The organism is Streptomyces sp. NPDC024687 (assembly GCF_055559055.1).
The window spans coordinates 295,532-307,754 of the sequence record NZ_JBVHLJ010000007.1; the positions used below are offsets into that span (position 1 = coordinate 295,532).

At 70.8% G+C, this 12,223-nt stretch carries 10 protein-coding genes; 8 read left to right on the top strand and 2 right to left on the bottom strand.

Annotated elements, in window-relative coordinates:
- Nucleotides 1-56: 56 nt before the first annotated feature.
- Both ACZ39I_RS27835 and ACZ39I_RS27840 read left to right on the top strand, forming a co-directional pair.
- The gene (locus tag ACZ39I_RS27835; protein WP_467247335.1) at nucleotides 57-497 is read left to right on the top strand and encodes a GNAT family N-acetyltransferase; all 441 of its coding nucleotides are present in this window, start codon (nucleotides 57-59) and stop codon (nucleotides 495-497) included.
- A 73-nt stretch (nucleotides 498-570) separates the two neighbouring features.
- Nucleotides 571-1,164 carry a histidine phosphatase family protein gene (locus tag ACZ39I_RS27840; protein ID WP_467247337.1) on the top strand — a complete coding sequence of 198 codons (594 nt, stop codon included), beginning with the start codon at nucleotides 571-573 and terminating at the stop codon, nucleotides 1,162-1,164.
- A 405-nt stretch (nucleotides 1,165-1,569) separates the two neighbouring features.
- Here ACZ39I_RS27840 and ACZ39I_RS27845 read toward each other — a convergent pair whose 3' ends face one another.
- On the bottom strand, nucleotides 1,570-2,079 hold the full coding sequence (locus tag ACZ39I_RS27845; protein ID WP_467247338.1) for a DUF6314 family protein: 510 nt from the start codon (nucleotides 2,077-2,079) through the stop codon (nucleotides 1,570-1,572).
- Between the two features lie 148 nt (nucleotides 2,080-2,227).
- Between ACZ39I_RS27845 and ACZ39I_RS27850 the strand changes: the two genes are divergently transcribed.
- Nucleotides 2,228-4,705 carry an alpha-L-arabinofuranosidase C-terminal domain-containing protein gene (locus tag ACZ39I_RS27850; protein WP_467247340.1) on the top strand — a complete coding sequence of 826 codons (2,478 nt, stop codon included), beginning with the start codon at nucleotides 2,228-2,230 and terminating at the stop codon, nucleotides 4,703-4,705.
- Here ACZ39I_RS27850 and ACZ39I_RS27855 read toward each other — a convergent pair.
- On the bottom strand, nucleotides 4,692-5,129 hold the full coding sequence (locus tag ACZ39I_RS27855) for a carboxymuconolactone decarboxylase family protein (RefSeq protein WP_352390060.1): 438 nt from the start codon (nucleotides 5,127-5,129) through the stop codon (nucleotides 4,692-4,694). The genes ACZ39I_RS27850 and ACZ39I_RS27855 overlap by 14 nt on opposite strands.
- Nucleotides 5,130-5,312: 183 nt before the next feature.
- Between ACZ39I_RS27855 and ACZ39I_RS27860 the strand changes: the two genes are divergently transcribed.
- From ACZ39I_RS27860 to ACZ39I_RS27880, 5 genes are all read left to right on the top strand, one after another.
- Nucleotides 5,313-7,895, top strand: a complete 2,583-nt coding sequence (locus ACZ39I_RS27860; RefSeq protein ID WP_467247342.1) for a YfhO family protein — start codon at nucleotides 5,313-5,315, stop codon at nucleotides 7,893-7,895.
- 65 nt (nucleotides 7,896-7,960) lie between these two features.
- Entirely contained in the window at nucleotides 7,961-8,989 is a 1,029-nt protein-coding gene (gene argC, locus ACZ39I_RS27865; protein WP_467247343.1) for an N-acetyl-gamma-glutamyl-phosphate reductase, read from the top strand.
- Complete coding sequence (gene argJ / locus ACZ39I_RS27870; RefSeq protein WP_467247345.1) at nucleotides 8,986-10,137, top strand: bifunctional glutamate N-acetyltransferase/amino-acid acetyltransferase ArgJ; 1,152 nt, start codon at nucleotides 8,986-8,988, stop codon at nucleotides 10,135-10,137. The genes argC and argJ overlap by 4 nt, the downstream gene beginning before the upstream one ends.
- Nucleotides 10,134-11,042 (top strand): acetylglutamate kinase, encoded by a 909-nt coding sequence (gene argB / locus ACZ39I_RS27875; protein WP_352390056.1) that lies wholly within the window; start codon nucleotides 10,134-10,136, stop codon nucleotides 11,040-11,042. The genes argJ and argB overlap by 4 nt, the downstream gene beginning before the upstream one ends.
- Nucleotides 11,039-12,223, top strand: a complete 1,185-nt coding sequence (locus ACZ39I_RS27880; protein WP_467247347.1) for an acetylornithine transaminase — start codon at nucleotides 11,039-11,041, stop codon at nucleotides 12,221-12,223. The genes argB and ACZ39I_RS27880 overlap by 4 nt, the downstream gene beginning before the upstream one ends.

Sequence of the window (12,223 nt, forward strand, 5' to 3'; positions counted from 1 at the left end):
ACGCCTCTCGGGAAAAGAGTTCGACGGCGACGACCGGGGCCTGCGAACCTCCCGGCATGAACGACACCCCGCCCCTCCCCGAGGGCTACGAGATCTCCACCGACCCCGACCGGATCGACGCCGGACGGGTGCACCACTGGCTGTCGACCGACGCGTACTGGGCGATGGGGCGGCCCCGGGAGAAGCAGGACCGGGCGATCGCCGGCTCGCTCAACTTCGGGGTGTACGCGGTGGAATCAGGCGGTCAGGTGGCGTATGCGCGGGTCATCACCGATCTGGCCACCTTCGCCTGGCTGTGTGATGTGTACGTCGACCGGTCGGTGCGTGGCGAGGGGCTCGGCACGGCGTTGGTCGGGGCGGTGTGCGAGCACCTGCGGCCCAACGGCCTCCGGCGCATTCTGCTCGCCACCCACGACGCCCACGGGGTGTACGAGAAACTGGGGTTCGCGCCGCTCGCCGAGCCCGATCGGTGGATGGCGCTGGTCCCCGGGCAGTGAGCCCCGGGGCGCCCTCGGTAACTCCCCGGTAACACCTCTTGACCTGCGAACTTTCGCGGCTCACGATCGCCGCATGCAACTTCGGGTCACGTTCGTCGCCGCCGCGCGCAGTTCCTCGCTGCTCGCCGAGCGGTTCGAGGACGACCGTCCGCTCGACCAGGCCGGCTGGGACGAGGTGCTGGGTGTGGCGCGCGAACTGCTGCCCCTCGCGGCGGCCGAGCTGCGGTACTGCTCGCCGACGCCCCGCAGCCGCGCCACCGGGGACGCCCTCGGCTACTCCCCTCTGGTCCAGCTCGCCCTGCGGGACTGTGACATGGGGCGCTGGCGCGGGCTGACCCTCGGCGAGGCGATGGCCCGCGAGCCGGAGTCAGTGGACGCCTGGCTCGCCGACCCGCAGGCGACCCCGCACGGCGGCGAGTCACTGCTGACCTTCATCTCGCGGGTGGGGGAATGGCTCGACACCCGGCCGGTGGAGGACGGCGGCCGGGTCGTCGCCGTCGCGGAACCCGCCGTGATCCGGGCCGCGCTGGTGTACGCGCTGAAGGCCCCACCGTCGACCTACTGGAACATCGACGTACGCCCCCTGTCGGCGACCACCGTGACCGGCAGGTCCGGCCGCTGGAACCTACGTTTCGAGGGGGTCCCTACTCAGCCTGCGCGGGCGTAGCGGGGGTCGCCGACGGTCTGGGGCGGTCGGGGGGTCGGGGGGTCGGCGCGGCCGGGTCGCGGGTTGTCTCGCGCGGGTGGCTGCGGGGTGTTCTGCTGGGTGGGGCCGCAGACGGTTTCGTGCGGGGGTCGCCGGGGGCTTGGCGTGGTGGGACCCTCGCGGGGTGGCCGACGCTGGGTTCGGGTGGGTTGCCGAGGGCCACTTGTGTCGGCCGGACGCAGGCTGGTGTGGTGAGGCCCTGCCTGCCCCGGGCGGGCATGCCGGCCGCGGGCTTGGGTGGCCGCCAAGGGCTTGCCGCGCTGCCGGTCTCGTGCGCGTGGCTGTCGGCGTCGCGTGGTGGGTTGCCGACCGTCTCGTGCCCGGGGCTCACGCGGTGAGTCGTCGGCCGTCTCGTGCCCGCGGCGGTCAGCCGGTCCGGGTGTTCAGAAGGCGCCGGGCGACTCCGGTCGGCCCGGCTGCGTCGTCCGCGTCCGTCGTCCCGCGTGTGTACTCGGTCGTCAGGACCAGGTCCTTCGCCGGGCCGCCGACCCGCCACTCCGTGCGCCAGTGGTCCGCGTCCAGGACGGTGAAGTCGCCGCGGTAGAGGTCCTCCGCGCAGGGGTGGTCGGCGGCATGGTGGCCGGACGTCAGGTCGAGGTCGTGGAAGGGCCGCCCGTCGGAGAAGTGGACGTGCGCCGTGCCCGGTGTCCCGCCCGGCAGGAAGCGGAGCGTCCGTTCCGCGGGGCGCGGGACGCCCAGCCAGACGAAGACGCCCGACTCCTGGGACAGCAGTCCGCCGCCCTCCTGCCGGCCGAAAACGGTCGTACCGGAGAACCGCCCCTCGCCCCCGCTCACCAGATCCCGCACGGTTCGCTCGGTCCGCCAGCTCCCGGCCAGATACTCCAGCACATCCGTCACTGGCCAGAACCCGCCCATCCGCCCCGCCCCTCCGATCCCTTCCGACACTTTCGAAGCCGCTCAACCCGTTGACGCTCGGGATCACCCTCCCTATCTTGCCGTTCGAAGTGCTGATCATCGTTTGATATTTCGAACGTCACTGTCGACAGAGAGCCGCGGAGCATCCATGTCACGCACCCGCTGGAGACTCGGTCTCAGCGCCACCGCCTTCCTGGTGGCCGCCGGTCTGGTCCCCGCCCCCGCCCATGCCGAGGACGTCACCGACTACGCGATCACCGTCGACCCGGCCGCCAAGGGCGCGAAGATCGACGACACGATGTACGGCGTCTTCTTCGAGGACATCAACCGGGCCGCCGACGGCGGTCTGTACGCCGAGCTCGTGCAGAACCGGTCCTTCGAGTACTCCACCGCCGACAACTCCTCGTACACCCCGCTGACCTCGTGGACGGTGCAGGGCACCGCCCAGGTGCTGAACGACGGCGGGCGCCTCAACGAGCGCAACCGCACCTACCTCTCCCTGGCTGCCGGTTCGTCCGTCACGAACGCCGGATACAACACCGGCATCCACGTGGACGAGGGCAAGAAGTACGACTTCTCGGTGTGGGCCCGCGCGGACGCCGGTACGGCGCTCACGGTCTCCCTGCAGGACGCCGACGGCACGCTCGCCACCGCCCGCAAGGTGGCCGTGACGAAGAGCGGCTGGGCCCAGTACAAAGCCACCCTCGCCGCGACAAGGACCAGCAGCAACGGCCGTCTGACCGTGGCCTCCTCCGCCGCGGCCGCTCTCGACATGGTCTCCCTCTTCCCGCGCGACACCTACCGCGGTGAACCCAACGGGCTGCGCAAGGACCTCGCCGAGAAGGTCGCCGCCCTGCACCCGGGCTTCGTGCGCTTCCCGGGCGGCTGCCTGGTCAACACGGGCTCGATGGAGGACTACAGCGAGACCTCCGGCTACCAGCGCAAGCGCTCGTACCAGTGGAAGGACACCGTCGGCCCGGTCGAGCAGCGTGCCACCAACGCCAACTTCTGGGGCTACAACCAGAGTTACGGCCTCGGCTACTACGAGTACTTCCGCCTCTCCGAGGACATCGGCGCCATGCCGCTGCCCGTCGTCCCCGCCCTGGTGACCGGCTGCGGCCAGAACAAGGCCGTCGCCGACGAGGCACTGCTCAAGCGGCACATCCAGGACACCCTCGACCTCATCGAGTTCGCCAACGGCCCGGCGAGCTCCACGTGGGGCAAGGTGCGGGCGAGGATGGGCCACGCCAAGCCCTTCCACCTCACCCACATCGAGGTCGGCAACGAGGAGAACCTGCCGGAGGAGTTCTTCGCCCGGTTCAAGGAGTTCCGCGCCGCCATCCAGGCGAAGTACCCGGACATCCAGGTGATCTCCAACTCCGGCCCGGACGACTCGGGTTCGACCTTCGACACGGCCTGGCAGCTCAACAAGGACGCCAAGGTCGACATGGTCGACGAGCACTACTACAACAGCCCGCAGTGGTTCCTGCAGAACAACGACCGCTACGACTCCTACGACCGCAGCGGCCCGAAGGTCTTCCTCGGCGAGTACGCCTCCCAGGGCAACACCTTCAAGAACGGCCTCACCGAGGCCGCGTTCATGACCGGCCTGGAGCGCAACGCCGACGTCGTCAAACTCGCCTCCTACGCCCCGCTGTTCGCCAACGAGGACTACGTCCAGTGGCGCCCGGACCTGGTCTGGTTCAACAACCACGCCTCCTGGAACTCCGCCAACTACGAGGTCCAGAAGCTGTTCATGAACAACGTCGGCGACCGCGTGGTGCCCTCCACGGCCACCGGCACGCCCTCGCTGCTCGCCCCGATCACCGGCGCCGTGGGCCTCTCGACCTGGGCGACGACGGCGGCGTACGACGACGTGAAGGTCACCGGTGCCGACGGGACCCCCCTGCTCACCGACGACTTCAGCGGCGGCGCCGCCCAGTGGACTCACACCGGCGGCGGCAGCTGGAGCGTCCAGGACGGGCAGTACGTGCAGACGGACGTGAACGCCGAGAACACCATGGTCTCGGCCGGCGACCCGTCCTGGCACGACTACGACCTGAAGGTGAAGGCCACCAAGACGGCCGGCAAGGAGGGCTTCCTCGTCGCCTTCGGGGTGAAGGACACCGGCAACTACTACTGGTGGAACATCGGCGGCTGGAACAACACCCAGAGCGCCGTCGAACAGGCCGTCGGCGGCGGCAAGTCGACGCTGATCTCCAAGGCCGGATCGGTCGAGATCGGCCGCGCCTACGACATCGACGTCAAGGTCCGCGGCCGCCAGGTGACCCTCTACCTCGACGGGCAGGAGTGGGGCAGCTTCACCGACGACAAGCCGGCCGAGCCGTTCCGCCAGGTCGTGACCAAGGACCAGAAGACGGGTGACCTGATCGTCAAGGTCGTCAACGCCCAGGACGCGGCCGCCCGTACGGCGATCGACCTGGGCCGGGCCAAGGTCGCCTCCAGGGCCCGGGTCACCACCCTGGCGGCCGGCCCCGACGCCGTGAACAGCGAGACGTCGACCGCGGTCGCCCCGGTGACGTCCACCTTCGACGGGGTCGCCGGGAAGTTCTCGTACACCTTCCCGGCGAACTCGGTCACCTTCCTGAGGATCAGGCAGAGGTAGCCGACGGGTCGGCGGGCTGCTGTCCGACGGGCAGCAGCCCCCGCTCGCCGAAGACCTTCTTCGCCACGGCCGTGGCGTTCAGGGCCCTGGGGAATCCGCAGTACCCGGCCGACTGCAACAGCGCCTCGACGATCTGCTCGGGGGTCAGGCCCACGTTCAGGGCCGTGTTGATGTGCACCTCCAGCTGGGTCTCACAGCCGCCGAGCGCGGTGAGCATGCCCAGCGTGACCAACTGGCGGTCTCGGGGAGCGAGTTGTGGCCGTGAGTAGATCTCGCCGAACCCCCAGGCGATGATCTGGTGGCTCATCTCCGGGCTGATGTCGGCGAGCGAGTCGACGACCAGCTGCCCTACCTCGGGGTTGACGCTCCCCAGCATCTCCAGGCCGCGCGCGAAACGCTCCTCGCGGGTGGTGCTCTCGCTCATGTCGGCTCCCTCCATCCGTACGTCCCCCTCGGCCGCCGTTGGCCTCCGGGTCGTACGGAGTTCACTTCACCGCCATCGGCGGTCGGACAACCAACCGTATGCACCCATGGTCTAAATCGGCGCAGTGACAACGCACGGGGTGAACACCCCGGACGGGGGCCTGAATTGACCAGCCAACAGGGCGTGCGACCGACCGTCCCGCCCGAACCGAAGACAGCGAACCACCTCACGGGGGAGCGGCCGCAGCCCGGACCGGGGCAGGCCGCCCTGCTGGCGGCGACCATCACCGTCGTCGTGCTCTGCGCGGCCGACGCCGTCGCCCGCAGTTACCCCTTCGGGCCGCGCACCCGGAACGTCAACGACCTGGGCAACCAGTACGTGCCCTTCCATGCGCACCTGTGGGACCTGCTGCACGGACGGGGCACCGGCGGCCTCCTCGTCAACTGGCAGTCGGGATTCGGCGCCGGCTTCCTGCCCGACCTCGGCACCTATCTCACCAGCCCGTTCGCGCCGCTCGTGGCGGTGTTCCCGCGGGACGAGATCGACCTCGCGGTGTACGTGATCACCGTGCTGAAGATCGCGTGCGCCGGTGCCGCCATGGCCTGGCTGCTGCCGAGGCTGCGGCCCGGGCGCTGGTGGGCGGCTGGCCTGCTGGGCGCGTCCTACGCCCTGTGCGGCTGGACGGTGGCGAGCGCCTCGTACAACCTCATGTGGCTCGACGGGCTGATCGCCCTGCCGCTGCTGTGCCTGGTGGGCGAGTGTGTCCTGAGCGGCCGGCGCCCGCTTCTCGGGGTGCTGGTGGTGACGGCCGCGTGGATCGCCAACTTCTACACGGCCTACATGGCCACGCTCGCCGCCGCTCTGGTGTTCCTGCTCCGGCTGTGGCTGGCCGACCTGCCCCGCCGCCGCAGGCTCACCGCGGCGGGCCGGGCCGCTGTGACCTTCGCCCTCGGCATGGGCCTGGCCGCACCCCTGGTGACGGTCGTGTACTTCGGCAGCGCGCACGCCTCCGAGGGCCGGTTCACCCGGTTCGCTCCGGTGGGCACGCAGGACCTGCTGGCGCGGCTGCTGCCGACGACGTACAGCTTCGGCTCCCCGGCGCTCTTCGTCGGCACCGCGGCACTGCTGCTCGCCCTGGCCCTGCCCTTCCACCGGGCGGCCCCCCGCCGGGTGCGCGCGGGGTGGACGCTTCTGCTGCTCGTCGTGACCCTGTCGATGCAGTGGCGCCCGACCCATCTGCTCTGGCACGCCTTCGCCGCCCCGCAGGGCAGTTCGTACCGCCAGACCTTCGTGGTGTGCGCCCTGCTGGTGATCGCCGCCTGGCACACCCTCTCCTACGGCCCCCTCGACCGGCGGGCCCTGGCAGCGGCGACCGGGCTGCTCGCGCTGATCGCGGTCGTCGCGAGCGGCAGCCAGCTGGTCCGTTCCTTCGCCTGGCCGGTGTTCCTGATCGCGGCGGTGGGCGCGCTGCTCGGGCTGGTCCTGCTCGGCCGTGAGCGACCTGTACTGCGCATGGCCCCGGCAGCGCTCGCCGCCGTCCTGCTCGTCGGGGCCCAGCTGGGTGAGGCCACCGCCACCTCCGCCGTGGCCACCCGGACGCGGTTCGGGCACATGGACGACTACGCCCCCTGGGGCGACCGGCAGCGGGACCAGGCGGACGCGATCGCACAGGCCGACGGCTGGCCCCACTACCGCACCGACCCCGGCCGGGAACACACCGTCGGCAACGACCCGCTGGAGGTCGGCGGGCAGGGCGCCCAGTACTACAGCAGCCACACCTCGGCCGTGCTCAGCAGCACGCTCACCGCCCTCGGCGGCGGTTGGACCTCGGGCGGCCGCAGCCTCCAGAGCCTGGACAACGCGGTCACGGACGTCATCTTCTCGGTGGGCGCCCGGGTGCACTCCCCGCCGGACCCGCACCAGAACTGGTTCCCGCAGGACGGCACCGGGGAGAGAGTGACCCGCGAGGACGTCCCGCCCCTGGTGACGGTACGGCCGTCCGCCGCGACCGGTGCCTTCGGGCCGTCGCCCTACCGCAACCAGGAACTGCTGCTGGGCGCCCGCGTCTACACCCTGCCGCGCATCACCGTGCTCAACAGCGCCGGAAAGCGACCGGACCGCAGTACCGACCGGCGCCACGGCGTGCGGGTAGGGGGAAAGGCGACGCTCACCGCCCGGTGCCGGGCGGGCAGCGAGGTCTACCTCTGGGCGCCGCACTTCGCGGGCACCGCGCGGCTCACCGGACCCTCCGCCCACGGCCTGACCGGACGGTTCCGGGCCGACTGGCGGCCCCTCACCAAGATCGCCGCCATGCAGCGGCTCGGCACGGTCCCGGACTCCGGGCGCCTCACGATCGAGCTGTCCCCGAACCGGCTGGGCGTCGTGCCGGACCAGGCGGTCGGCTGCCTGGACACCGGCCGTCTGCACTCCGTCGTACGGCAGCTCAAGGCCTCCGGTGCCACGAAGGTGACCGTCTCCGGCTCGGGCGGCACGATCCGGGCCGAGCTCCCGGCGGGCAGCAAGGGCGTCGCCGTGGTGGCCGCGCCCCGGATCGCCGGCTGGCGCTGCGCGTCCGGTGACGCGGCCGCCGTACCCGCGAAGGAGTACCACGGCCTGGTCGCCGTCCCCCTCGACGGCACCTCGACCCGCGTCACCTGCGCTTTTCATCCACCCGGACTGCGACTGGGCACGGCGGTCGGGGGCGGTTCGCTCGCGGTTCTCGTCGGGCTCGGCGTGTTCGGAGCCGTGCGCAGGAGGGGGGCGTGAGTATGCATTCGGTTGCATAAACGTGCAGCGAAACGTATAGTCATGCCATCCAGGAGGAGGATGACATGGCGGTACGTGCGGCGGTGGCCGGAGCGAGCGGGTACGCGGGCGGTGAGGTCCTGCGACTGCTCCTCGCGCACCCCGAGGTCGAGGTCGGCGCGCTGACCGGCAACTCCAACGCCGGGCAGAAGCTCGGCGCGCTCCAGCCGCACCTGCTGCCGCTGGCCGACCGGGTACTCCAGGAGACCACGGCCGACGTCCTCGCCGGACACGACGTCGTCTATCTTGCCCTGCCGCACGGACAGTCCGCCGCCGTCGCCGAACAGCTCGGCCCGGACGTCCTCGTCGTCGACATGGGCGCCGACTTCCGGCTGAAGGACGCGGCCGACTGGGAGAAGTTCTACGGCTCCGAGCACGCCGGCACCTGGCCCTACGGCCTTCCCGAACTGCCGGGTGCCCGCGCCGCGCTGGAGGGGACCAGGCGGATCGCGGTGCCCGGCTGCTATCCGACCGCCGTCACGCTCGCCCTCTTCCCGGCCTACACCGCCGGCCTCGCCGAGCCCGAGGCCGTGATCGTCGCCGCCTCCGGCACCTCCGGCGCGGGCAAGGCGCCCAAGCCGAACCTGCTGGGCAGCGAGGTCATGGGCTCCATGTCGCCGTACGGCGTCGGCGGCGGCCACCGGCACACCCCCGAGATCGTCCAGAACCTCAGCGCGGCGGCCGGTTCCGAGGTGAGCGTCTCCTTCACCCCGACCCTCGCGCCGATGCCCCGCGGCATCCTCGCCACCTGCAGCGCCAAGGCGAAGCCCGGCGTCACCGCCGAGTCCGTCCGCGCCGCCTACGAGAAGGCCTTCGCCGACGAGCCCTTCGTGCACCTGCTGCCCGAGGGCCAGTGGCCCGCCACGGCGTCCGTCTACGGTTCCAACGGCGTTCAGGTGCAGGTCGTCCTCGACGAGGCCGTGGGCCGCATCATCGCGATCAGCGCCATCGACAACCTGGCCAAGGGCACCGCGGGCGGTGCCGTCCAGAGCATGAACCTCGCCCTCGGTCTCCCCGAGGAGCTCGGTCTTTCCACGATCGGAGTCGCACCGTGAGCGTCACGGCAGCAAAGGGATTCCAGGCGGCCGGTATCGCCGCCGGAATCAAGGAGAACGGCAACCCGGACCTGGCCCTCGTGGTCAACACCGGGCCCCGCCGCGCCGCCGCCGGCGTCTTCACCTCCAACCGCGTGAAGGCCGCGCCCGTCCTGTGGTCCGAGCAGGTCCTCAAGAGCGGTCAGCTCTCCGCCGTCGTCCTCAACTCCGGTGGTGCCAACGCCTGTACGGGCACCAAGGGCTTCCAGGACACGCACGCCACCGCCGAGAAGGTCGCCGAGGTGCTGGACATCGGCGCGGGTGAGGTGGCGGTCGCCTCCACCGGGCTCATCGGCCTGCTGCTCCCGATGGACAAGCTCCTGCCGGGAGTCGAGGCCGCCGCGGCGCAGCTGTCCGAGCACGGCGGTGAGAAGGCCGCCATCGCCATCAAGACCACCGACACCGTCCACAAGACGTCGGTCGTGACCAAGGACGGCTGGACCGTCGGCGGCATGGCCAAGGGCGCGGGCATGCTCGCCCCCGGCCTCGCCACCATGCTCGTCGTCCTCACCACCGACGCGGACCTGGAGAGCGAGGCCCTGGACCGGGCCTTGCGGGCCGCCACCCGGACCACCTTCGACCGCGTCGACTCCGACGGCTGCATGTCCACCAACGACACCGTGCTGCTGCTTGCCTCCGGCGCCTCCGAAGTCACCCCGGAGTACGAGGAGTTCGCCGAGGCCGTACGGACCGTCTGCGACGACCTCGGCCAGCAGCTCATCCGGGACGCCGAGGGCGCCAGCAAGGACATCAAGGTCGAGGTGGTGGGCGCCGCGAGCGAGGACGACGCCGTCGAAGTGGGCCGGTCCATCGCCCGCAACAACCTCCTCAAGTGCGCGATCCACGGCGAGGACCCCAACTGGGGCCGCGTCCTGAGCGCCATCGGCACCACGAAGGCCGTCTTCGAGCCCGACCGGTTGAACGTCGCCATCAACGGCGTCTGGGTCTGCAAGAACGGCGGCGTCGGCGAGGACCGCGACAAGGTCGACATGCGCTACCGCGAGGTGCACATCGTCGCCGACCTCTCGGCCGGCTCCGAGACCGCCACCATCTGGACCAACGACCTCACCGCCGACTACGTCCACGAGAACAGCGCCTACTCGTCATGAGCACTGGATCCACCCGCAAGCACACCGCGCTCCCCAAGGCCCAGATCCTCATCGAGGCGCTGCCCTGGCTGGTCCGCCACAACGGCAAGACCGTCGTCATCAAGTTCGGCGGCAACGCCATGATCGACGAGGACCTCAAGGCCGCGTTCGCCCAGGACGTCGTGTTCCTGCACCACGCCGGGCTCAAGCCGGTCGTCGTGCACGGCGGCGGCCCGCAGATCAGCGCCGCCCTCGACAAGCACGGCATCGTCAGCGAGTTCAAGGCCGGCCTGCGCGTCACCACCGAGGACGCCATGGACGTCGTACGGATGGTGCTCGCCGGGCAGGTGCAACGCGAGCTGGTCAACCTGCTCAACCAACACGGGCCCCTCGCCGTCGGGTTGACCGGCGAGGACGCGCACACCATCAGCGCCACCAAGCACCAGCCCGAGATCGACGGCGAGTTGGTCGACATCGGGCGGGTCGGCGAGATCACCGCGATCGACACGGGCGCGATCCAGGCGCTGCTCGCCGACGGCCGGATCCCGGTCGTCTCCTCGATCGCCCGTAGCCAGGACGACGGACATGTCTACAACGTCAATGCTGATACGGCGGCTGCGGCACTCGCTGCTGCTCTTGACGCCGAAACCCTCATGGTCCTCACGGACGTCGAGGGCCTCTACGAGGACTGGCCCCACAGCGACGAGGTGATCAGCCGCCTCACGGCTTCCCAACTGGAGAAGCTGCTGCCGGAGTTGAGCTCCGGCATGGTCCCGAAGATGGAGGGCTGCCTGCACGCCGTACGCAACGGCGTGACCACGGCCCGGGTCATCGACGGGCGGGTCCAGCACTCGATCCTGCTGGAGATCTTCACCGACGAGGGCATCGGCACGATGGTCGTGCCGGACGGACAGGGGGATTCATGAGCAACACGGAACTGACCGAGCGGTGGCAGGGCTCGCTCATGAACAACTACGGCACCCCGCGCCTGCCTCTCGTCGGCGGTGAGGGCCTCAAGGTCTGGGACAGCGAGGGCAGGCAGTACTACGACTTCGTCGGCGGCATCGCGACCAACGCGCTCGGTCACGCCCACCCGGCGATCGTCGAGGCCGTCAGCAAGCAGATCGCCGCCCTCGGCCACATCTCCAACTTCTTCATGGCGGAGCCCACCGTCGCCCTCGCCGAGCGGCTGCTCCAGCTCTTCGGCCGGGACGGCAAGGTCTTCTTCTGCAACTCCGGCGCCGAGTCCGTCGAGGCCGCCTTCAAGATCGGCCGGCTGACCGGGCGCACCCACATGGTCGCCACCGACGGCGGCTTCCACGGCCGGACCATGGGCGCCCTCGCACTCACCGGCCAGCCCGCCAAGCGGACCCCCTTCCTGCCGCTGCCCGCCGAGGTCACGCATGTGCCGTACGGCGACGCACAGGCCCTGGCCGCCGCGGTCACCGAGGACACCGCACTCGTCGTCATCGAGCCCATCCAGGGCGAGAACGGTGTCGTGGTGCCCCCGGCCGGCTACCTCAAGGCGGCCCGGGCGATCACGGCGGCCAAGGGCGCGCTGCTGGTCCTGGACGAGGTGCAGACCGGCATCGGCCGTACTGGGCACTGGTTCGAGTACCAGGCCCACGAGGGCGTGCTGCCGGACGTGGTCACCCTCGCCAAGCAGCTCGGCGGCGGACTGCCGCTCGGCGCGACCGTCGCCTTCGGGCGGGCCGCGGAGCTGCTCCAGCCGGGGCAGCACGGCACGACCTTCGGCGGGAACCCGGTCGCGTGCGCGGCGGGACTCGCCGTCCTCGACACGATCGCGAACGACGGGTTGCTGGAGAACGTCAAGCGGCAGAGCGAGAAGCTGCGGGACGGAATCGAGTCACTGGGGCACTCCTTGATCGCCCACGTCCGGGGTGCCGGACTCCTCCTGGGTATCGTGCTCACCGAGCCGCTCGCGCCGCAGGTGCAGCAGGCGGCTCAGGACGCCGGTTTCCTGGTGAACGCGCCCGCCCCCGATGTCGTACGACTGATGCCGCCGCTGAACCTCGGCGACGACGAAGTGGACGCGCTTGTTCAGGCTCTCCCCGGCATCCTGGGTGCCGCCGAGGGAGACGGATGA